The organism is Schleiferilactobacillus harbinensis DSM 16991, assembly GCF_000425885.1.
Classification (GTDB): Bacteria; Bacillota; Bacilli; order Lactobacillales; family Lactobacillaceae; genus Schleiferilactobacillus; species Schleiferilactobacillus harbinensis.
Genome location: NZ_AUEH01000005.1, coordinates 28,858 through 50,916, shown reverse-complemented (window position 1 = coordinate 50,916; position 22,059 = coordinate 28,858). Strand labels below are relative to the sequence as shown.

18 protein-coding genes and 1 tRNA gene are annotated in these 22,059 nt (G+C 52.6%); 5 read left to right on the top strand and 14 right to left on the bottom strand.

The features are described 5' to 3' along the window. Positions 1 to 26: 26 nt before the first annotated feature. From H627_RS0102395 to H627_RS0102375, 5 genes are all read right to left on the bottom strand, one after another. Positions 27 to 1,268 carry a glycoside hydrolase family 27 protein gene (locus tag H627_RS0102395; protein ID WP_027827637.1) on the bottom strand — a complete coding sequence of 414 codons (1,242 nt, stop codon included), beginning with the start codon at positions 1,266 to 1,268 and terminating at the stop codon, positions 27 to 29. A 69-nt stretch (positions 1,269 to 1,337) separates the two neighbouring features. Further along, positions 1,338 to 1,565: a DUF6171 family protein gene (locus H627_RS0102390; RefSeq protein WP_027827636.1), complete on the bottom strand. Its 228-nt coding sequence runs from the start codon at positions 1,563 to 1,565 to the stop codon at positions 1,338 to 1,340. 25 nt (positions 1,566 to 1,590) lie between these two features. After that, entirely contained in the window at positions 1,591 to 3,048 is a 1,458-nt protein-coding gene (locus tag H627_RS0102385) for an alpha-N-arabinofuranosidase (protein ID WP_035439827.1), read from the bottom strand. 17 nt (positions 3,049 to 3,065) lie between these two features. Continuing rightward, positions 3,066 to 3,242: a hypothetical protein gene (locus tag H627_RS19920; RefSeq protein ID WP_155827887.1), complete on the bottom strand. Its 177-nt coding sequence runs from the start codon at positions 3,240 to 3,242 to the stop codon at positions 3,066 to 3,068. Positions 3,243 to 3,454: 212 nt separating this feature from the next. Continuing rightward, positions 3,455 to 4,570 (bottom strand): GntR family transcriptional regulator, encoded by a 1,116-nt coding sequence (locus tag H627_RS0102375; RefSeq protein ID WP_027827634.1) that lies wholly within the window; start codon positions 4,568 to 4,570, stop codon positions 3,455 to 3,457. Between the two features lie 188 nt (positions 4,571 to 4,758). Here H627_RS0102375 and H627_RS19005 point away from each other — a divergent pair, with 188 nt between their 5' ends. Together H627_RS19005 and H627_RS0102365 are read left to right on the top strand one after the other, a co-directional pair. Continuing rightward, positions 4,759 to 5,250 (top strand): DUF1836 domain-containing protein, encoded by a 492-nt coding sequence (locus H627_RS19005; RefSeq protein WP_051225108.1) that lies wholly within the window; start codon positions 4,759 to 4,761, stop codon positions 5,248 to 5,250. A gap of 62 nt (positions 5,251 to 5,312) precedes the next feature. Continuing rightward, positions 5,313 to 5,385, top strand: a tRNA-Ala gene (locus H627_RS0102365). Between the two features lie 97 nt (positions 5,386 to 5,482). On the opposite strand, the gene H627_RS0102360 is transcribed toward H627_RS0102365, so the two are convergent. The 4 genes from H627_RS0102360 to H627_RS0102345 form a co-directional block, all read right to left on the bottom strand. After that, a complete protein-coding gene (locus tag H627_RS0102360) occupies positions 5,483 to 7,147 on the bottom strand; it encodes a peptide ABC transporter substrate-binding protein (RefSeq protein ID WP_162143215.1) in 1,665 nt (554 codons plus the stop codon). A gap of 511 nt (positions 7,148 to 7,658) precedes the next feature. Beyond that, positions 7,659 to 9,185 carry a hypothetical protein gene (locus tag H627_RS20455; protein WP_027827632.1) on the bottom strand — a complete coding sequence of 509 codons (1,527 nt, stop codon included), beginning with the start codon at positions 9,183 to 9,185 and terminating at the stop codon, positions 7,659 to 7,661. A gap of 159 nt (positions 9,186 to 9,344) precedes the next feature. Next, positions 9,345 to 10,718: an NAD-dependent succinate-semialdehyde dehydrogenase gene (locus H627_RS0102350; protein WP_027827631.1), complete on the bottom strand. Its 1,374-nt coding sequence runs from the start codon at positions 10,716 to 10,718 to the stop codon at positions 9,345 to 9,347. Between the two features lie 195 nt (positions 10,719 to 10,913). After that, entirely contained in the window at positions 10,914 to 11,366 is a 453-nt protein-coding gene (locus tag H627_RS0102345; protein ID WP_235808961.1) for a glycoside hydrolase family 127 protein, read from the bottom strand. Positions 11,367 to 11,434: 68 nt separating this feature from the next. On the opposite strand from H627_RS0102345, the gene H627_RS0102340 reads away from it, so the two are divergent. Next, complete coding sequence (locus H627_RS0102340; RefSeq protein WP_027827629.1) at positions 11,435 to 11,638, top strand: AraC family transcriptional regulator; 204 nt, start codon at positions 11,435 to 11,437, stop codon at positions 11,636 to 11,638. 26 nt (positions 11,639 to 11,664) lie between these two features. Beyond that, complete coding sequence (locus H627_RS0102335) at positions 11,665 to 11,859, top strand: hypothetical protein (RefSeq protein WP_027827628.1); 195 nt, start codon at positions 11,665 to 11,667, stop codon at positions 11,857 to 11,859. A 5-nt stretch (positions 11,860 to 11,864) separates the two neighbouring features. Here the strand turns inward: H627_RS0102335 and H627_RS0102330 are convergent, their stop codons facing one another. The 5 genes from H627_RS0102330 to H627_RS16650 all read right to left on the bottom strand — a co-directional run bounded on the left by H627_RS0102330 (position 11,865) and on the right by H627_RS16650 (position 21,029). Further along, a complete protein-coding gene (locus tag H627_RS0102330; protein ID WP_027827627.1) occupies positions 11,865 to 14,222 on the bottom strand; it encodes a hypothetical protein in 2,358 nt (785 codons plus the stop codon). A gap of 82 nt (positions 14,223 to 14,304) precedes the next feature. Then, the gene (locus H627_RS0102325; RefSeq protein WP_162143214.1) at positions 14,305 to 15,048 is read right to left on the bottom strand and encodes an immunoglobulin-like domain-containing protein; all 744 of its coding nucleotides are present in this window, start codon (positions 15,046 to 15,048) and stop codon (positions 14,305 to 14,307) included. Between the two features lie 60 nt (positions 15,049 to 15,108). Next, positions 15,109 to 16,377, bottom strand: a complete 1,269-nt coding sequence (locus H627_RS0102320; RefSeq protein ID WP_027827625.1) for a hypothetical protein — start codon at positions 16,375 to 16,377, stop codon at positions 15,109 to 15,111. A gap of 16 nt (positions 16,378 to 16,393) precedes the next feature. Beyond that, a complete protein-coding gene (locus H627_RS19000) occupies positions 16,394 to 19,864 on the bottom strand; it encodes a DUF5695 domain-containing protein (protein WP_051225107.1) in 3,471 nt (1,156 codons plus the stop codon). After that, on the bottom strand, positions 19,839 to 21,029 hold the full coding sequence (locus H627_RS16650) for a DUF5695 domain-containing protein (protein ID WP_152319362.1): 1,191 nt from the start codon (positions 21,027 to 21,029) through the stop codon (positions 19,839 to 19,841). Before H627_RS16650 ends, H627_RS19000 begins: the two co-directional genes overlap by 26 nt. Positions 21,030 to 21,155: 126 nt before the next feature. Here H627_RS16650 and H627_RS0102310 point away from each other — a divergent pair, with 126 nt between their 5' ends. Beyond that, positions 21,156 to 22,052 (top strand): AraC family transcriptional regulator, encoded by an 897-nt coding sequence (locus H627_RS0102310; RefSeq protein ID WP_027827624.1) that lies wholly within the window; start codon positions 21,156 to 21,158, stop codon positions 22,050 to 22,052. The last annotated feature ends 7 nt before the right edge of the window (positions 22,053 to 22,059 follow it).

Genomic DNA, 22,059 nt, shown 5'->3' with positions numbered 1-22,059 from the left:
AACCGCTCAATTTTATTTGGTGCAGATTACGCGCGCAATAACACCACACCATGGGCCGGGACGGTCACGTCCTGGGACGGATCAAGCCGCGTTCCCTGCCACAATTCAGTGCATTGCTCAGTCGGTGCGCTCACCTGCTGGTCTTCATCACTGATATTGAAGAAGGCAAAGTAACGGTGCGCCGCACTTTGGGCCTGCCACGATATGATCGTATCTGTCGCCTGCTCTTCATGGGCGTCAGTGATTTCCTGGCGCATCGTCAAGACAGCCTGATTTGTGATCAAGGCCAGCTCATCGCCAGTCTGGGGCAAATCGCCGCCCAAGAAGAATGGCGCTCGCAACAGTGCCCACAGCGTCAGCATGGTCTTCTGCTCATCCGTCGTGAAGCGGGTGTGGGGCAGCTTGGTCCCACCGTCGACACTGCGCTGGCGGATCGCCCCCAGCGGCAGCATATCCGGATCAGGCCAGGTGCCCGGGCGGACCATGGGCGCCCACTTGGCGGCCACTGGGAACATGCCCTTCAACTGGCGCCACGTATCCCAGAAGTCATCGGTCAGCCGCCACATGTTGGCATTTTCCTGCAAGAAGTACCCATAATTGATATTCGCCGGACCAGGCGACAGGCTCAGGACGATCTCCCGGCCAGTCTTGTCAATGGCCTGACGCAACGCGTGAATCTCAGCCCGATGCATACCGTACAGGGTCGACTCGGCGATATCGTCGCACTTGATAAAGTCCACGCCCCAGCTGGCGTACAACGCTAGCAAGGAATCGTAGTACTCTTGAGCGCCCGGTTTGGTCATGTCCAGTCCGTACATATCCGAGTTCCAGGGACAAATATTATTGGCCGCAATGTCCCGGGCATGGTAGCCGCCAGCGGTAGTCACGTTTTGGGCCACAGCCTGGCGGGGAATGCCGCGCATGATATGGATGCCGAATTTCAGACCCAAGTCATGCACGTATTGCGCCAAGGGACCAAACCCTTGACCATTGGCCGCGGACGGGAAGCGGTTGGCAGCCGGGACCAAGCGGCCCCGATCGTCCATCGCCAAATCGGCAAACGCATGATAGACCGACGAATCGGCGTGGGGTTCGTACCATTGGATATCCACGACGACATACTCGTAGCCGGACTGTTTCAAATGGTTGGCCAGATAATCGGCGTTGGCTTTCACTTCGGCTTCGGTGACAGATGCACCGAAGCAGTCCCAACTGTTCCAACCCATAGGCGCGGTGGGCGCCCAGGATCGGAAGGCTTTTTCTGCCATGATTATTTTTCTCCTCTCGAAACGACGAAGACGATTCCGTAAGTCGGTACGTTTTCAGTCATTTAGATGCTACTTATCGTCAAACCAATGATTCAGAGGACAGTGTTTGTTCTTTAAACTAGCGCGAAAGCGGACATAGCAGCCGCACTGGGTGCAGGTGCCGTTTTGGAAAAAGGGGCATTGCGTACACACGGCCAGCCGGGCATCCCGCACCGCTGCGGGCACAATATTACCCACTTCCAGGGCTAATTGGTCCGCAATGGTTTCCGCGACTTGATTCGGATCGGTCTGGACCAAATCTCCGCAAGTCCAGCAGGGCACTCTATTGGACATGGACCGTCACGACACTCATCGGCGGGATCGTTACCGTCACCTGATGGGCATCATGGGTCAGCCCCGCCGTCATCGCTTCCGGCTGGACTACATCCGGTGCCTCGAAGTCATTATGGGCATCCATGGTACTGCTGTGCAGGATTTCCCCCTGGGCCGCGGTCACGGTGTGGGTCTGGAATGCGTACCGCACCTCTTCTGCCGCGGTTAAACCGTAATTCACCAGGGACAGCAGATACCCTTTATCCGTTTTTGATACTGAGGTGGTCACCGTATCTGGCAGGTCATCTTGGGTATTCAACGCCGTGGCGTCCTGGTGATCCAAAAACATCTTGAAGACGTAATACGTCGGCGTCTTGATCATCTTGGCGCCGTCCGTCAGGATCATCGCCTGCAACACGTTGACCATCTGGGCGATATTGGCTAAATGCACGCGGTCCACGTGGTGCTGGAAAATGTGCAGCGTCAACGCCGCCACACACGCGTCGCGAATGGTATTCTGCTGATACAGGAAGCCCGGATTCGTCCCCGGTTCCACGTCATACCAGCTGCCCCACTCGTCTACGACCAGACTCTTCTTTTTGTCCGGATCATACTTGTCCATGATGGCACTGTGCCGGGTAATCAGTTCTTCCATTTCATTGGCACTCTGCATCAGTGACACCCATTCCTGCTCCGGGAAACTCAGCGCTGCGCCTTTCTTCCCGCTCCAGGTGATTGAGGGCAGGGCGTAATGATGCAGGCTGATGCCGTCCAAGTAGTGGCCGGCGATTTTCATCACTTCATCGGTCCAGTGATAATCATCGTTGCTGGGGCCGCAGGCGATCTTCGTCAGCGGGTGCGCCGGATCATAATTCCGGACAAAGGTCTGGTAGCGGCGATACAAGTCTGCATAGTATTCCGGCCGCATGTTGCCGCCGCAGCCCCAGCTTTCGTTGCCAACGCCGAAGTATTTCACCGGCCAAGGGTCTGGGTGGCCATTTTTCGCCCGCAAATCGGCCATCGGCGAGGTACCGTTCATGGTCATGTACTCGATCCATTCCTGCATCTCCTGCACCGTGCCGCTGCCGACATTGCCGTTGATATACGCCGCTGCGCCGATTTGCTGGAGCAGTTCGAAGTACTCGTGGGTGCCGAAGTGATTATTTTCTGTCACCCCGCCCCAGTTATTGTTGACCATCGTCTTGCGCTGACTATTCGAGCCGATGCCGTCCTGCCAGTGGTATTCATCGGCGAAACAGCCGCCCGGCCAGCGCAGGACGGGTACCTGAATATCCTTCAACGCGGTGACCACATCATTGCGCAACCCATTGGTGTTCGGGATGTCCGAATCCGGCCCGACCCACAGGCCGCCATAAATACAGCGGCCCAGATGTTCAGAAAATTGACCATAAATATCCTTATTAATGCGGCCCAGCGGCCGATGATCGTCGATATAAACTGTTCCCATAATGTATGCAATCCTTTCTAATTGTCCCCCGGAGTACCAAACACAGGGAAGCCGTCGCTGTTCCAGATAAATGATTGGGTGTACGCATGCCGATCTGGATTGCCCAGAAAGCCGCCCTGCAAATGGGCATTATCGTATGGCCGGGCATGATAGACCAGAATGTCCTGCTGTTCGTCCGGACTGGTGGTAAACAAACGGGTCAGCCCGCTGGGCCACGATCGGCTGCTTCTCTGTCGTCACAATTTCCTCCCGAAAAGTTGTCCGAACAATTTGATTACAATCCATATGGTAACGAACGGTGTAAGCCATTTCAAGGGGTAAATGGCTAATGATTGTATTTGAGATTACCTATTTGGATAACTTAAGGCCAAAGAAAAAGGGCCAGCCATTAGCCAGCCCTGCCAATCTATTCGCCTGATGCCTGATCATGTGCCCCCAGCACTGGCCGCACCGAGTCGCCGGTGACCATTTCTGGCGGATAGATTTTAGCCTCCTCGCTGAAATCATGTAACGGATCCTGCAGCATTTTGATCATCAACTCGGCCGCATCCTGGCCCATCCGAGACTTCGGATGGTTGATGCTGGTCAAGCGGATGCCCAACCGCGATGCCAACAGGGAATTATCGAAGCCGACCAGCGAGACGTCATCGGGCACCTGCAAGCCTGCAGCGCGGGCGGCGTTGTACGCTACCAGCGCAATCTGGTCATTGTAGCCGACGATCCCGGTGGGCGGATCGGTCTCCTGCAAGATATGGGTGATCTGCTGTTTCAGCTTGGCTTCGCCGGTTTCGGATTGATACAGCAGCACCTCGCCGCGAATACTGCCCTGACTCTTCTGCAACGCTTCGCTGAAACCGTTCATCCGCAAAATGCCCTGCTGATCATCGGACTTGAAGACCCCGAGAATATGCTCGTGACCGGCGTCGATCAATGCCTGGGCAGCCATCACGCCGCCCTTGAAATCATCCATAATGAAATACGGAATGGTCTCGTTATTCGATTTAGCATCGATGGTCAGGATAGGAATATGGGCATCGGTAAACCGCTTGTAGAACGCCTCATTCTGAATCGTAAAGGCACTCTTCGTCGGTTCCACGATCACCCCTTGAATATCGTCATCCAGGAATTTCTCCAGATTCTTCCGCTCTAGCGTTTCGTCGTTTTGCGTGCTGGACAGCAGCATGGAAATAGCATTTGCCGACAGCTGACTTTCAATACCCGAGATGATGGCCGGGAAAATGTAGTCCGTGATGTGGGTGGTCAAGACCGCCACCGTCTTGGTGTGGGCCTCGCTGCGGTTCGCGTTGTGTTTGTAATCCGCGACGAAAGACCCGCCGCCTTGAATACGGTAGATAAAGCCCTGCACTTCCAAGTCAGATAGCGACTTGCGGACCGTGTGCCGGCTTACTTGGAATTGACTCATTAATTCAGATTCTGTTGGTAGTTTATCTTCGATCTGGTATCGTCCACCCGTGATCCACTCCCGAATGGTCGCGGTAACGATCTCGTATTTTTTCTCCATAACGATTTCTCCCATTGTGTCAACTTGTCAGTACAAATTATAGGGTACAATCGATTTGCTTGCAAGCGCTTTTACTGAATTTGTACCCCTTTTCTTCTATGATATAATGACGGATAGTAAGAAGGGAAGCGATCTGCACGTTCACTGAGGCTTTCAAAACATGGATTCAGCGGTTTCGGCGGCATCAGTTGCCGTTGTTTGCTGATCTCAGCGACATCGGTCTATACATGGACCAAGTGATCAGCGAAACAAATCGTTACACCATGATGGTCACCGGGACGGAAGTCACCAAGTCCATGGTGAACAGCTACGTCAAGCAAGGCTTGGTTTCCCGGCCCGACAAGAAACGGTACGGCCGCACTCAGTTAGCCCAGATCATCCTGGTGACGCTGCTCAAAACACTCTATTCACTGGATGTCGTCCATCACTATCTAACCACTTTGACTGCTGAGCTGTCCTGGGAAGAAGCTTATGATTTATGGGTACGGGCATACAACGCTCAGGCTGCGGCAGAAACTGACGCGGCTGTGCCGCTCACCACACCAACGGCTCAATCCGCATCGCCGGCCGTCCGCGAACTTGTGCACTTAGCCACCAAGGCCCTAGTTGCCCAGCGGGTCAGCGATGCCCTGGTACAGGCGATGTACACCGATGCAGACACCGGGCCGGCGGAAAAATAATTGACTCACAAGGCTTGCTTTTCATTCTGTCTTCCTGTAATATAGTTTGAGCGATAGCAAATGGGGCCTTAGCTCAGCTGGGAGAGCGCCTGCATGGCATGCAGGAGGTCGACGGTTCAAGTCCGTTAGGCTCCACTCAGGTTACACCACCGTCAGGATGCTGAATTTTAGTGTCTTGGCGGTTTTTTGCTGCTCAAAAAATCCCCCGCCGGGTTGGCGGAGGATGCTGATATTATTTAAAATAGGCCCGGGAGAAATCATACGTCTGGCCAAAGGCGTGGGTCTGCACACCCTTGAGCTGCGTATTGATCAACAGATTCGTCGCTGAGTGATACAGCGGTACAACGACGGCTTGGTCCAACAAGATCTTCTGGGCATCCTTCAGATCCGTATACCGTTGTTGGGCATTGGCGGCGTCTTTGCCCTGGGCATCTTTGACCAGCTGGTCATACTGTTTGTTGCTGAAGCCGCCATGGTCGTGGGTGTAGCCGGTGGTGAACTGTTGCAGCAGCACGGACGGATCGGCCTCAGCTTCCCAACCGCCAGTGTCCAGTTGGAAGTTATAGGACATTAACGAGGCAAACAGGGACTTGGCCGGAATATTTTGCACATCAACGGTCACGCCGGGCAGGGCGTTTTGGAAGGCGGATTGCAGGTACTCGGTTGTCCGCTTGCCCGCATCGGTGTCACTGCCCTTCAAGGTCAGTGTGAATTTATCCTTGCCCAATTTCTTCTTGGCCAGCGCAAGATACTTGCGGGCCTTGGCCTTGCTGTAATACGTCAGCGTGCCCAATTCCGTATTGACATCCTTGCCGTTGGCCGGGTTGCGCAGCGCCCCAGGGGCCAGATAGCCCACTGCTGGCACCGAGCCGTCCTTCAGTACCTGACCGGTCAGTGCCTTGCGATCCACGGCGTAGAACAGCGCCCGCCGGAAGTTGACGTTCCCCAGCTCCGGATGCCCCTCAGAAGTCGTATCAATTTCCACATTGCTGGTGCCATAGGAAGAAATGCGGTGATATGCTGGATCTTTAGCGTATTTCTCAATAAATTCACCCGATACCGGCGTGATATCCGCCGTCTTTTGATCAAAGGTCTGGGCCTGGGTAGCAGCATTCGTGACCACCGATACATCGACCTTGGTCAGCTTCACCTGTTTGGCATCATAGTAATGCGGGTTCTTGACGAAAGACCACTTGTCGCTGGTGCCGTTCCAATCCTTGATGATAAATGGGCCGTCAGCCAGGACGTATTGGGCTGCCGTGCCGTACTTGGCGCCAACCTTGTTAACAAATTTCTCGTTTTGCGGGAAATAATTGGTGCCCGTCAATTCCCGCAGGAAATAGGGATTGGCAATCGCTAATTTCACTTGCAGGGTATCGTCCCCCACTGCTTTGACCCCCAAATCGGTCAACGGCTTTTTACCGGCATTGATTTCCTCAGCATTGGCCAGGGAAAACAGCTTGGTCGCGTTCTGAGACTTGGTCTTAGGATCCACCGCCCGCCGCCAGGCGAAAACAAAGTCCTGGGCGGTGACCGGGGCACCGTTGCTCCAGGCGGCGTTCTTTTTAAGCTTGATCGTATAGGTCAGACCATCTTTGCTGACAGTGGGCTGGCTCTGGGCGATTGCCGGCACGACGGCGTCTTTCTTGCCCAATTTATACAACCCTTCCTGGAAATTGAAAATTTGACTGTCGCTGACCACGTCATAACTCTTCGCTGAATCCAGCTGGGGGATCTCGGCGGATACCAGGATCTTCAATGTTTTTTGCTGGCTGGCGGTACTGCTGGTACTGGCCGCGCTGCTGCCCTTGCTTTGGCTGTTGCACCCAGCCAAAACGACCGCTGCTGCCGCCAATATGCCAATCGCGCCTATCACAAACTTGTTCTTTACCATCATTTCATTCCTCCAAATTGTGCTGCCAACAAAAAAACTTTCACCGATTAGATTGTCTCGCCGAAACGGGCTCCGGCCGACAGCGGCTAGGGCATAAGGACCAGGATGCATAAAACCTAAGTGCGGGTTTTCTGCATCCTGGTCCTTATGCCTACGCCGCTAACCGTCGGCCTGCGCCCTCTAACAAAAAAACAGCCCACTTCTAACTTTTGTTAGTTAGAAGTGAGCTGCCCCACGGTACCATTCCACTTGATCGTCAAAAACGATCCACTCGACGGACGAAATCATCCGCGTGCGGGGTAATGGCCGCCAATCATCATAGCCTTGCCTAACGGTTCGGTATGCCAGGTTGCTAAGCCATATTCGCCGCGACTGGCTACCCCGCTCTCAGCAATCCGGGTTTTCTGTACAGTCCTGTCTTGGCTACTCACTTAGTCCGTTTTTCTGTTGCACTTTAATTGAGAAATAGCATAACACCATTTTGCGGAATGTCAACTGTCATTGAACTATCGAATCAGTCCTGGGCTTGATACGCTCCGGCCACAGCCGGCACAAACACATTGGCAGCCACTTGATAATATAACTGACCGTGGAAAGTCCGCAGGCTGGCCACGCGCCAACCGGAACCAGCAGGCAAGGTGCGGGCCAGCGCCTGGCCGTTGCGGTCAACCGTTTCCGTTGCGGCGGCGCCTACGCGAAACACCCCATGGGTACGGCCGTTGCTGATGTCTGCTTGGGTCGTGCTGATCCATTGATTGCCGCCTAGCAAATACGCACTGGTACCGTCGGCATTTTTTGCAATCCCATAGAATTGCCACTGGGAACCAGCGGGTAATTGCCGACTGATTGCGCCGTCCGAGTCAGTCGTACCCTGCCGCAAAGCAGCACCAGATGCGTTCACCGTCACCACGCCGCGCAGTTTCCGAAAGCCTTGCGTGCGGACCACATCTTTGGCCGCGACATAGCTGTCATTGGCTACACTGTAATACACATCGCCGTTGGACGTTACCAGCCGCCACGCAATCTGCCAGCCCGTTCCTTGGTTCAAATCAAAGGCGGCGTCTTTCGGTGTTAACTGATTAGTCTGGGCATCCCAGTGATATTGGGGCGCTGTGCCGCTGGCAATATAAACCGCCCCAGTGACGCTGGTGCGCGGGTCGGCTGGCTGCGGTGCCGGCGTTGGGTCAGGGGCTGGTACTGGCTGCGGCGCTGGAACCGGTGACGGATCCGGTACTGGTACGGGCTGAGGGTCGACTTTAGCCACCGTTAACTTGGTCACGTCGGTCCCCTTTTCACCCCCAAGCAGATTCCAATTCAGTACGCCATCAGTGAACGTATATCCCTCAACCGCCAGGTGATAAATCACCGTCCGCTGGAAGCCCGCGTCAGCGGTTGAAAAAGTGACCAGCCCCTGTTCATTACTTTGCTGGATATCAGCTTCTTGCTCACCGTTGACAATATTTGGAATCGCCCGGACAACGGCTTGCACCGGCTGCCCAGCTTCATCTACCAGTTGAAACTGTTTGACCCCTTTTAACAGTGCAAATCGATCAACGTCGATCTGTGCCGCCTCCTTCGCCGCTGTGAATACAATCGTCCCCGGAACCGCCTGCCACGCCTCGTCCCCCGCTTTGAGCTTGATGGCGTAGGACTTCCCGGGTTGGAACCCATCGGCGTCAGAAATCGTGATCTCTGAATTGGCTGCCGTGGGTGTTTCGTCCTGGGTGGCCGCCAATTCTTTCGTACTGATCGGCTTCTCCGGGGCCTGAGCATCGTAGAATTCAATCGTCAATGGCGTGCCATAACTGGCTGGGGCACCATTTTGCAGGCGAAAGCGCAGGGTCTCACTGATTTTTTGGCTAGGGGTCTCCTGCCCGGCTGGCTGCTTGGCCGCCGTTGGCTCCGCTGCCTGCTGGTCCACCGTGACCGGCGCATTATCCGCTGCTGCGGCACTGACCACCGCCGGACCCGGCCCCGCAGCTAATGTGCCCGCCAGTAATAACGCTGTGCCGGTCCGCAATAATCCATTTCTATTCGTCATAACGATCCTCCCAAAAATAGGTTGCTCAAAATTTGTTACGTTACAAGTATAGGTGACCTAATTGTCAGAAAGATGCGTACATGACCATATGCCTCATTACGAAGAAAACCCCGGCACACTTTGCTTGCAAAGCATGTCAGGGTCATCTGGAAACCGCAGCTAGTCTTGCGGTGCCGCTACGATCAAATGTTCATTCGTGAAAGTACTAAAGCCTAATTCATTCAATTCCCGGCCATAACCGGAGTTCTTCACGCCGCCAAAAGGTAATTCCGGTACGCTGCGCAAGGACTGGTTAATAAACGTCATGCCAGTCTCAATGCGGGCTGCCACCGCTTCTGCCCGAGCTTGGTCTTGGGAGAACACAGCGCCGCCCAAACCATAATTTGAATCGTTGGCCAAGGCCACCGCCTCATCATCACTATCGACCTTAAAGACCTCGGCCACGGGACCAAATATTTCTTGGCTGTACAACGGATTATCCGGCGTTAATCCAGTCAAAATGGTCGGCTGGACAAACTGACCAGGCAAATCAATCGGTTCATTGCCATAATAGACTTGGGCACCATTGGCCACTGCTTCATCAATTTGGCTTTGAATCTTCTTTTTCGCACTCGCTGACGATACTGGCGCCAATGTCGTCAACGGATCCAGGGGATCGCCGGGCTTGCGCAGGGCAAACGCTGCCTTCAGATGCTCCAAGAATTCATCATAGTGACTGGCTGCAATAACGAACCGCTTGGCGGACGTGCAGACCTGACCGCTATTGGCTAGCCGGGCGGCCGGAGCTAACTTGTAAACCCTGTTCCAATCCGCATCATCGAGGGCGATGAATACATCGGTACCGCCCAGCTCCATAGAGGACTTCTTCAAGTTTTTGCCGGCTTCCGCGGCTACGCTTGCGCCGCCCCGTTCAGAACCGGTCAGCGCAACGCCGGCCACACGTGGATCGGCAATGGCTTTACTGACCTGATCGTATGACATGAACAAGTTAGTCAGTGCACCGGCCGGAGCACCGGCACTAGTCACGAGTTCCTGAAATGCTGCAGCTGATCCCGGTGTGATGGATGCGTGTTTCAAAATCATCGGATTTCCCGCCATGAAGTTCGGTGCAAAGACCCGCATCACTTGATAGAACGGAAAGTTCCAGGGTTCCACCATTACCAATACCCCAGTCGCCTGCCGCACGTAGTACGCCTTGCCTTGGTTCGTTGGCAGCGGTTGCGGTTGCAGAAAGGCTGGTCCGTGTTCTGCATAATAATCGGCAATCGCCGCACACAAATCAATTTCGTCCTCCGATTCACCGATCAATTTACCCATGTCATGGGTCATGATTGTTGCATATTCAGTGCGTTTGGCACGCAAACGCGCGGCAATTTGGCGCAGGATCCGCGCCCGCGGAGCAGGATCGGCATCCCGCCATTGCTTGTATAGAGCGTGGCCGGCAGCCAACGCCTGCTCCAGCTCAGCGTCGGTCGCTGGATCATACGTCTGCAATACTTCGTTAGTATATGGATAAACGGTACGATATGCCATGATTGGACCCTCCAATTTTTATTGTGGTAGTAACCATTAGCCACTTGTTCCATTATAATCACTTCGACCGTCTTTTTGCAACAAACCGTTAAGATTGGTATATAAATATCCCAAAACGCATACAATGATTAATCGTTGTGTACGTCTTGGGATTTTTTTGAGCTTTATGTTCTACAACCGTTCTGGTCTAGGCCATTACCTGCCGCGTTGCAGCCAAACTTGCATCTGCCCGTCTGCCCGATTGGCCCAAGCGTAATACGGAATCAGGGTCAATTGCGTTTCTTCAGCGGGTACATCTGGGGCATCCGTGTACAAATCATCCGTCACGTCTTGTTCTGGTTCGCGCTGAGCAGCGACTTCGACGACTTCGACACCGTCCAAGAGACCGGCTTCATAGTGGCTTTCGGTCTTGGCACCGCGGTTAACCTTGTACAGCCACAGCGGGGCTTCGTTATCCTCTTGTTCAGCCGCATAGACGACCGGACCGCGTTGGATAGCGACCTGCCCGAAGTCCGCCCGGACCCGGTTGCTGGCCCGCATGAACTTCACGCTCATGTCCAGCTTCAAATCGAGAGTGACGTTCTCATCGTCGATGGTCAGAAATACAAATCCATCTTCATTGACGACATCGTCAGACCTGCCGTCCACCTTCAAGGCGTAATTGTTAGCTGACCAGCCCGGAATCCGCAGACCCAGCTTGAACGTCCGGCCATGAAGTGGCGGAAGCGGCCTATTTCAATGATCCGAAGGTCTTCATGCGCCACTTCAAAGCCACCACCGTCCTGTCACCGTCCGAGTACCGCTTGGCCAACAGCCGCATCCACTTGAATAACCCCAATGTCGATCCCCAGATTCCGATCCCTAAGCGGATCGCCGATAAAATCAATTACATCCCCGAGAATGGCGACATTCCCGAATAGTCAGTCAGAAAGGTGCTTACCTACTTATGAAAGTTCTCTTTAAACCCGTTGGCGGCCAGTCCCCGGTGGCCTGGCTCTTGCAGATCGGCCTGCTGGCCGTGGTTTGGGCCGTATTCAAAAAAACGATGACCCACACCACGGCGTTGCTTATCGCTGCGGTATTGATCATCGTTTTGTTTGGTAGTTTTGCGTTGACGAAACGGTTTGAGGAAAAGGAATAAGCGGGTTACGCAGAAAAACCGTCTTGGATGCTGTAGGTCACTTCAGCTGCCGTTGTTTGCAGTGTCTGGTGGTACGGAACGTTCAGATATTCGTGAATATAGGGGGCATCGCTGGTGATTCGATAGTGATCAGCAGCAACTTTTTCAGCTTGGCCGTTCACCACATGCAGCTGATTGGCATCGTCCACGTAGACGTAGGTTTTCTGACCAAAGCCGGTCAGATACGCCGCCATTTCTTCACCCATATCCCAATCAGCAGCACCCGTATCGCCCTCGGGAAATAGTCGAGAAAAAATACCGCCGTCTTTGGCAAATGCCGATTGGCCAAACCGATTGCGGGATAGATCCGGCCGATTCAAATTGGGCCCAGCAATGGAATAAGTTGACGCTGCCTCCCCCGGGGTCATGGGGCGATCAATTGTCGTGGCGTTGGCATCATACATGTAGAGTACCCCGACAGTGGCTCGGTACGCACCCTCTAGTAATTCTGCGTCACCTAAGTGCTCGTAAGCCATTAACGCGGATGCGGCGACGATACCGCCCCACAATGCATGGATCATATACGATTGTGCCTCCCACCAACGATCAGGGGCCTGAGCGCGAAAGTCATTGCTGAAACCAATGTTGGCTTTCAACAATTCAGCGTACCGGCGGGCCGCTGCCAGACTGTCTGAAGCAGCTAGTGCCCCGGTAGCTGGGCCAAACCCAGCGTTGTCATAGAAATGTTCCGTAATCGCCGCCTTATATTGCGGGCTATCCTTGGCGACCCGTTGCACTGCCCGCTGCCAACACGTATTGATCACGGTATACTCTTCGGTTAATCCTTTGTCTTTCAAGTCATGGAGCAGATCATTGATGTATAGGAAATACACGCCCAGCATCTGTGCTTCTTCTTTACCCCGCTGAATTGTGTGCATCTCTGGATCAACCCGCAACTCGAAGACTTGTGCCGCCCATTGCAAATACGTTTTAGCTGATTCCAAATGGAGCCACTCGGCAGGACACTTGGACAGCAAGTAATAAATGTGGCCGATGTATTCAAAATCCATGTCCCGATAGAAATCACCATACAAGTTGACTGGCTGAGTGAAATCACCATTCTGGAACCACTTATTGCGGACGTAATGTACAGCGCTGGCTTCCACGGCTTCGACTTGCCGAGCGGTATCAGCCGTGGGCTGCAATAGGTTGGATTGCAAGATGAAGCTCAGCTTACCCAGTGATTCCCCCTGGTTAGAAATGGGGCCAAAAGCGTAAGCCGGTTTTCCTTCGGCGCCTAAATAAGCATGATCCGTCAGCCACTGGGTGCGCCGCTGAATAACCTGATCGATAGCTGCCGTCACATTAAAGACCGCCATATCTTGCCGTCCGTCGGCCAATGTGAGGAGAAGTTCGTGTTCGCCAAGCCCCACTGGGGTGAATGTGACTTGGCCACCATGATACTTAACGGTGATATCCTCAGTTACCACGTCATCTGCTTTATACCGCACAGCAAGTGCCTGGAGGGCACTGCCCTGCGGCAATGTGATGCTGAATGTCACTGGCTTATCGGCAAAAGCCAACGGCGCGTATTGAATCTTTGGCTGGCCCAACGCCAAGGCTGTCGCCTGAAAATCATCAGCGTGATCAAAATCGGTCAATACGAATTGCCAATGCTTCGTTTCCCCTATAGCCAGCTGAATCGGCCGATGGGGATAAATCCAATCCTTTTTAGGCGCCCGGCTGGCGGGATATCCCCCGGCCAAAACGATCTCGTGAAACAGCAGCCCGTCCAGTGAGGGTGATACATTGTCGAAGAAACGATTGGTCCATTCGCTATAAGTGCCCACCGATTGCACTATCCCAGCGGTTTGGAACACCCCTAAGTGCGGACCAGCATTACCCCGTCGAATCGCCGCCAGTTTGGTAAAGTTCTTGGAGATCGACGGGAACACTGCGGCTGAGTCGTCCATATTGACCTGGACGTCTTTGTTGCGAAACATGATATAGGCCAGTGAGGCCCACACTGAGAATTGATCGACCTGAACTGCTTTGTCGGTCGTATTAGTCAAGGCTGCATCCCAAACCAGCCGATCGGTCTGGTCAGTATAAGTTAGAGCGACCTGGGCGTCCGGCAGAGTGTAGTCCACCGTGGTTTTATTCGCCGCCGCCATGATAGTCGGGGATAAATCAATGCTGCGATAGTCACGGCCATTGATTGAGAGTGAAAATTCACCAAAAAGCTTGTCATCATCGTGATAGCCGACGGATGTGAGATAATCCGGTGAGACCACCCAGTTCATGTGTTTGGCGTCGCGGGAATTAGTTAGTTTCACCAAGGCTCCGTGCTGATTAAAGTGTGTTGAGAAGCGTGCTTCTGCCATGTTCATTCCTCCATTTTGAGTCACTAAAACCCGATACCGTGAATTACCGCAGTACCGGGTCAAATTCATATCGTTTCACGCATCACTTGGTATGCCAGTAACCATAGTCGGTCCGGACCCACTGATGCCCACCAAGATTGTAGTAGGAGTGACCGTCGGCCAGTTTTTCACTGCCGTACGTCTGCCAAATTGACCCCGCTGCAATCAACTTTTGCGTGTGCAAGGTGTCATCATAGACTGCGATTGCCCACTTGGGATGGGCCGGATACCGTACCGTGAAGACGCCATTCTGCGGCTTGCTTGCCGGTACCGCCACATCAACTGCCTTAACATACTGATGACCGCCTAAATCATAAGCAACGATTTGACCGGCGGCATCGCGCACAACACCGAAGTACCGCCAACTGCTTTGGCGACTGAGCGTCCGCCCGGCAGCATTGGTCGTTTCCGGATTGGTATAAAGCACTGCCCCAGCATTGTTGGTCACTTTAACAACTCCTTGCTGCGCCTGCTCGGTCAGCTTGGCTGCTACTGTGATTTGCCGCTGCAATTGCGCTGTGTGACCGCCCACTGGATTAGTGATCGTGTAAGTTAAGTGATACACCCCAGGCGTCTGGGTATTGACTTGACCAGTGATTTGCCAATCACTGCTGGGAATCGGCGTTGTCTGATCAGCGTCCGTCCAGGCATGAATACCGGCGGTTTCATCAAATGATCCGCCCTGAATAACCGTCTGATCTTTAACAAAGCCGGTGTCAAACGTGAAGACCGGATCTTTCGCCACGATTACTGGCGGTACAACGTGCTTGCTGACTTTCAAAATCACCACATGGGTAATCGTTACAGCTGGATTGGTGCCGTCGTCGTATGTGTAAGAAACCGTATATTACTGGTCTCCAGCCTGTTGCGTATTCAAGTTCCCAGTGATGACTTTACCTGACTGATCCTTCACCTGAAATTTTGGTTTAGTCACTGGCTTATCGTTCACAGTGACACCCAAATTCTTCGTTAATGTCCCAACCGGTACCGTATCACCAACCTCGGCGTTGACTGTCCACTGATTGCCCTGGTGCCAGGCCACTTGCAGTGTTTGCGTGGTGACTTGTAATTTAACTGTCATGGCAGACTGCCCATCTTCATTTTTGACGGTAACTGGAATCGTGAACACTTGACCGGCCTGTTTATACGTATTGTAGCCAGGATCCTTGCTATTATCGCTGACGAACTTGACGCCAGCCTGCACCGCCGCAGTGCGAATCGCGGCCGGTGATACATCCGCCAATGTACCATTGGCGACCTTTAAAGCGCCACTCTGGACCATCTTTTGATAGGCTTGATCAGTGGCCTCAACCGAGCTGCCAGTGGTAAAAGCTGTTTTGTCGGCTGCGGTAAAGGGGACATCTTTGCCAATGACCTTGTTAGCGGCGAGTGCTTGCCCATTGTATGTTAACTGAGCAATGGGTTTAGGAATCACATTCAATTGCCGGACCAGCCAGAAAGTGGCATAAGCGCCGAGATTGCCTCCACCATCATTGAATAGCGCATAAAGATTCGATTGACCAATGTACCCGGACTTCTCCGATTTCACCATTGTGGTCACAGTACCTTGAACTTTATCTGGTAATTGTTTGAGTACTTGCTGATAGCTACTGTATTCATCGGATTGATCAGGAAGAAGTTGAATAGCTTGGTAGAAATCCCCCTTTGCCACAAACACACCAGTATCGGGATCGCCCTGATTCATATCAACCAAGTGCGTCCCATTAGTCGTTAAATCTTCGCGAATTGCTTCCCACCAGGGGTTTAACTGGCCCTGCTCAGATTGTGCCGCCAAATCTGGCCTTTGGTTCGCCGTTGCATCATCACCGTTCACATAGGATGCGGCAGCTGAATCTTTTAATAATTGTGCCAACACACCACTTGTCAACCCAATCGAATCATCACCAGCCACGTTGGCCAATCCCTTGCCTGGTTCTACTGCTGGCGCACCAATATACAGATTGCCCATATCCTTCGGCTGTTGCTGGCCGTTGCTGACCACAACACCAGCTGTACTCGCCTGTACGGCTGCTGGCGCGATCAGCGGAGCTGCTGCTAAGAGTGCCGCAGCCGCCACGCCAACGTATCGAATCGTCATGCGTAATTTCTTTTTCACCTGTTATCCATCCTCTCTACTGCACCGTATACCCATTCACTTGCCACTCAATGACCCCAATACCCAAATGTCCGGGGGTGAGAATCATCCGGAAAGTCTTGGTGGTTACTGGTGTAAATGTCGTTTTGTTAAACTGATTCAAAGTTGTTCCGGCACCCTGAACATTCTGGCAATCCTGCCACTTGCCCTGGTCGTCTTGATATTGGAAACGTGCTGCGGAGGGGTCAAAATTGCTTCCATCGAAGAAGTAATACGCATTTGTGTCTGTCAGTAAAACTGGCTGTTTCCAGGCATATTGGACCCAGGCATCCGCAGTTTGATCACCATGCCAGTTGTGCCAGACACCATGACTCCGATCATCTGAATTTGCTGGTGTAAACCCGTCATTTAAGCCTTTTACGCCGCCCAAATCTTCCGGTGTATCGATAATTGCCGTTGGGGTAGCCGACTTGGCCAGGTTCTCTTTTTTACCAGCAACCACTTGCACAGTGACTGTTGCTGATAGTGCCTTGCTCTCAGCAATTGTTCCAGTAACCTTAAAGGAGCCTGCTTTGGCATACTGTTCAGGATCAACCTCCGCCCAAGTGACAGCAATCGCTCGTTTGGTGCCATCGCTATAATTGGCCTGCACTTGTTGGGGCAGCTGAGGGGCAGTCTTCACACTGGTCACGGCTGTGGCCGGATCCAAGGATTTAATTGTTAACGCCTCATCGTTGCCATACAGCTTGTTAATCTCGGCTGCGCTTAAGGCTTTGCTGCGCAGTACGAAGTTGTCCAATGCGCCATGGAACCAGGGTGCGGCTTGGCTAGTGGCGCGGCCAATATAATTCTTTTGCACCTTACCTAGTGCACCCAACGTCAAAGTACTTTGGGGCAGTGTCTTGATTACTTTGCCGTTCAAGTAAAGGGCGGCACCGTGGTTGGTCAGGGTCAGCGTGATATTCTCCCACTGATCAGCAGGCAGCGCGACTCCGGTATGAATCTCCTTGGCCGTCTTACCTGCGTCCTTCACGTTTAGATAAAGCTCGTTGCTGCCGTTGACCTGCAGCGCAAGTGACTGCTGCTCATCAGCGAACTGATAAATCGTCGTACCCGTGACCTGCCGACCGCTCAGCCGCACATCGAGGCTGAGCGTTGTTTCCTGCAGACGCTCAGTAACTGCCGCCGGCAGCCGCAAATAGCCCGCGACTTTGCCGCTCATAGCGAGTGCTTTGCCAGTTTTCCCAGCTACCGTACTAAAGTCATCCGTTGTACCATAAAGTTCTGCGGCGGGACCACCGGCGGCTTCATTGGGTAACCGGTGGGCAATAATATCCTGATCAGTCACGTCAAAACCGTAACGGGCCACAGTCTCAGGTAAAGGCTGATCAGCTTGCACATCGACACTGACAGTCTTTGCCGTGCTTTGATTGGCCCCCGTTGCTGTTAACTGCACAACATAATGACCTGCCTTATTGAACTGCGCGGAGGTGATTGCATTGTCGGCTGCTGAGAAGGTTGCTTTACCGCCTTCCGGCGCTTGGACAACTGTCCATTTTGCGGCTGGCTGCTTTTGCAGAGTCGCCTTGTCTTCCGCATGGCCGATTAACCGAACATCATTTGCTTGGCTCATTGAGGTGGTCAGCTTGTCAGGCACGGTCACTGTCGGCTTGGTATTTGTCAGCAGCTTGCCCGGCTGAATCGTAAGCAAGCCCTTCTTCGCCGCGGTCACTGGAATCGTCACCGTTATCTTGGTGCCATTGGCTTCGAAGGAACCCACGGTTTTCCCGTTGTAAATCACTGTGAAGACCTGCGTCTTAGCTTGCGGATGCGTAATCACAAGTTTGGCATCGTGGGCCTCGCCGGCCGTATTTGTCAGCTGGAACTGGGCTTTCTGCGTGGTGGGATCAATGACCGCTTGGGTATACTTGTCATTCGCAAAGGCATACGATAATTTGTCATTAATCAGGTTGACCCGTTGCCGCAGACCATCTTCCGGCTTAATGAAGTAGAGCCTCCCCTGCTTGCGCACAGTCGCCCCATAACCGGTTAAACCGAAGACGGGATCGGTCACCACATCGGCGGACATGGTTTGCAATGCCCCCCAGAGGGCCAGATCAGATTCACCAGACATTTGGCGCCACCCATTGTGCATGTTGCCGCCGCCAGTCCCTAGTGCTTCATAATTACCCAGCTGGGCCTGATACGTCCAGGAGGTCGTCCCAATATTGGCCGGATCTGAATCCATTTGGCCGCTGTTGATCAATGTTAAATTGGCTAGTTTACCAGCATAGTTGGCTCGCTCGGCCAAGCCTAAATCAGCTTGATTCAAGCCATTATTTTGCACCCGCAGCCAATCGTCCATGGCAATACCGACGAGTGCACAACTGTATTGGAAAGTAAACCAGTTTTCACCCGTAATCGGCGTCGTCACCCCATAGCGATACCAAACCGGTTGGACACCCCGGGAGGCTCGCGTCTTCAGATCGATCATGCTCATCATATTCTGATCGTTATTTTGCTGACCCAGCATGTAAACTGCTTCTTCACTGGTATTATCGTAGGGATATTCAGACACATAGGGATACTTGTCCTTAGCAAAGTTCTGGTATTTCTTGGCCATAATATCCGTAATGTCTTGGGCTTCTGCTGCATATCCTCGGTCCTTCAGTGCTTGAATGATGGCCGGCGTACTGCTTTCACCCATCGTCCCGGTTTCCCAGTTGTAACCCACACCATCAGCGTACATGGCTTTCATAATGTGGTAAGCGCGAAGCAGATAAGTATCAGCCTTGTCTTTATACTGAATCAAATCAGGATATTGGCTGGCAATCTTATACATGGCAAAGTACGTATTGTAAATATGCGGATAGGCAAAGCCGCGGTATGTCGGCGTGGTGTTAGGCTGTTTCATCAAGAAATCATTGATGAGGTAATCGTCGTGATGCTCTTGCATCAATCCATTCCAAATGGCCGTATCCAAATACTCATCAATGGCTTGAACTTGCTTAACCTTGGGCGTCATACTGTTCATTTCGGCCAAGAACGTAGCGTGGGTCAAGCCCCAATCGTCACCCCAGCCATAATAACCAGCGAACTCATTGCGCTTGCTCTTGGTATCCATCATCCAGTCATCGAACACTTTGTCCTGCAACTTGCCCGGTGTTTGCCATTGCGTTTTAAGCAAGAAATCAGCATGGTCCGCCAGTGCCGTCTGCGGATTATCAATGACCGTATATTGCAGCGTCGTTTTCTTTTCCTGCCCATCTACTGAGTAATGCACAATGATATTGTTCGGACCAAGTTCAGAAAACTTAACGTTGTAAATCAAGTACTGCTCGCCGTCAATCACCTTACGTTCGGCAAATGTGGCCGACGCGCCGTTTTCAACGTGCTTCACGCCCTTCGTGTCCATAATATTGTGGGTACCGCCGTGAATCGAGCCAGTGTGCATACACTGATAGGTGAAGGAAATATCCTTCTTATCCACCGACGTGTGCAGATACATTTTTTCCCGTGGCCACGCCTTGATCGTTCTTGGTCAGAACCATGCTGGGTACGGAAACAGCATCCATGATTTTCTTTTGATACAAGGTGGCTGCGACCGACTTGTCATATTTCAAATGGTCCTGATCAGCAATCGCAGTGGATTGACCACTTTTCTTGTCTTCTGCCGCATTAAAATTGAACGTATAGGTCTTGCTCTCGCCGGCCTTAAGCGTCAAGGCAGTATTTGGCAAATAGCCTTCATTCTGATTTTTAATTGCCGCTGAATGGATATAAAAGACATTGAGACCGTTAGCCCAATCGCCCTGATCCATGCACCAATTCTTTTCATCGGCAGTGCGGCCGTTGGTCCCGTCAATCCAGTGGTCTTGATATTCAAAGCCAGCGCCGCTCTTTTGGTCCGGTGTCATGACTAAGTAATTGCCGACCCCGCTGGGGCGATTGACGTAGATGTAGGATGCATCCTGACCGACAAAACTGTGAAATAGCGTGCTGCCTTCATAGGCCGTTTGCGATGGGCTTTCGCCCTCCTTGGGCGGATACGTCCAATACTCCCGAAACGGCAGCGGTAACCCCATATCACCAATCGTCAGAGTGTTAGCTGTCGTGTTCTGTACTTTGATCGACCATTGCAGGTTATCCCCGACCAAAGCATACGTCTCAGTCACGGTCATGGATTTAATCCCGCCAGCCGTCCCGGACTTGGTATATGTCACGACGACCCGATTGCCGTCCAGCGAGACTTTGCGGACATCACCGCTTTTGTTGGTATACTCTTTTTGCCAATCCTTGGCACCACTTGGCTTGGTGCGAAACATCAGCTCGCCCACCCATTCATGACCTGGGGTGGCCTGCTTAGGATTATCCGTTTCATTCATTACGTAATTGGTTTTGAAGGCATCGTTAGCCAAATACAACCCGCTGATTTCACCATATTGACCAACGGAAACTTTAAACAGATTATTCTGCATATCATACCCTTTATCAGTCTTAGTTGTCGTTACCTGTCCGCTGGCTGCCGGCTGCTTTACACCGGTTGCGCTGCTGGTGGTCGTTGCGCCTTGTACCGGTTGGCCCTGCGCTGCTTGGTAGCCAACGATGCTTAAGGCCGCGGCCGCTGTCAGCAATACTGTGCCGACCTTAGTCCGCCATCGCTTGTCCATCATTAATCGCTCCCATCCCTAAGTTGTCCGAATTAATTAACCGTTTTCAGTATATGTATCCCCTTTCATTAGCGAAACTGTTATAATCGAAGCATAAGTGGACAATTCCGACTGAAATGGAGATGTATCATGCAATATTTGAATATTCCCCTCAAGACACCCGTGCAGCACATCCGCAGCGGCCAATTTAATGCCGATCTGGGCTGGCGTCACCATCGCTTTATCCACCGTTCAGACACAGAAATTCTAATTGGCTTGGCCGGCCGGGTGGACGTAAACGTTGCCGGCACCGACTACACACTAGCCGCCGGCGATGTGCTGACCGTTTTTCCCCACGAAACCATTGTGGGTACCCGCGGGACTCTGATACCAAGCCGATTTTTCTGGTGTCATTTCATTGCGCCAACCCAGGTCAGCACCCGGCCAATGCGACAAATAGCTGTTCTGCCGCGCTTCTTTCACCTACGGGATCTAGCCAAAGTATTCATCAATATCCAACAGGTGCTCGACGTCGCCCACAATGAGTATTACTTGGCCCAGGCGGCTGATTATCAGACCACGATGCTCATAATTGAGCTGGCCAACCGGGCCTGGGCTGCCCGCCAAAACGTAACCGGGGACCACACTCAAATCAAAGAATGGATCCGGACCCACATGAATGAGTCTCTCACCGTAGGCGCCATTGCTGATCATTTCAATCTCAACCCGGATTATATGACTCGCATTTTCAAGCGTGAGACCGGCATGCCGGTGATTGAATTCTTAAACAGTGTGCGGTTAGACTATGCCCGCTATTTACTGCTAACCACGACAGATACGGTGCACAGTATCTGCCACCAGTCTTTTTTCAATGACGCCAAATATTTTTCGCGCATTTTTAAGAAAAAGTTTCATCTGACACCCAGCGCTTATCGTACGGCCTATACCCATACTTTCGTGAATAATCAGCAGGTCGATCCTGGTGGCGACATCAATCAGTACGTGGCGTTGATTGAAAAAAGTCAAAAAGAAAACAGCCGCCATTAACCAGAAT

Bases quoted from the DNA above. Each gene is read 5' to 3' on its own strand.
- H627_RS0102310 (WP_027827624.1), top strand. From the start codon at position 21,156: ATGCAATATTTGAATATTCCCCTCAAGACACCCGTGCAGCACATCCGC.
- H627_RS16650 (WP_152319362.1), bottom strand. From the start codon at position 21,029: ATGATGGACAAGCGATGGCGGACTAAGGTCGGCACAGTATTGCTGACA.
- H627_RS0102335 (WP_027827628.1), top strand. From the start codon at position 11,665: ATGAAAGTTCTCTTTAAACCCGTTGGCGGCCAGTCCCCGGTGGCCTGG.
- H627_RS0102375 (WP_027827634.1), bottom strand. From the start codon at position 4,570: ATGGAGAAAAAATACGAGATCGTTACCGCGACCATTCGGGAGTGGATC.
- H627_RS0102330 (WP_027827627.1), bottom strand. From the start codon at position 14,222: ATGGCAGAAGCACGCTTCTCAACACACTTTAATCAGCACGGAGCCTTG.
- H627_RS0102395 (WP_027827637.1), bottom strand. From the start codon at position 1,268: ATGGCAGAAAAAGCCTTCCGATCCTGGGCGCCCACCGCGCCTATGGGT.
- H627_RS0102360 (WP_162143215.1), bottom strand. From the start codon at position 7,147: ATGATGGTAAAGAACAAGTTTGTGATAGGCGCGATTGGCATATTGGCG.
- H627_RS20455 (WP_027827632.1), bottom strand. From the start codon at position 9,185: ATGACGAATAGAAATGGATTATTGCGGACCGGCACAGCGTTATTACTG.
- H627_RS19000 (WP_051225107.1), bottom strand. From the start codon at position 19,864: ATGTATCTGCACACGTCGGTGGATAAGAAGGATATTTCCTTCACCTAT.
- H627_RS0102350 (WP_027827631.1), bottom strand. From the start codon at position 10,718: ATGGCATATCGTACCGTTTATCCATATACTAACGAAGTATTGCAGACG.
- H627_RS0102385 (WP_035439827.1), bottom strand. From the start codon at position 3,048: ATGGGAACAGTTTATATCGACGATCATCGGCCGCTGGGCCGCATTAAT.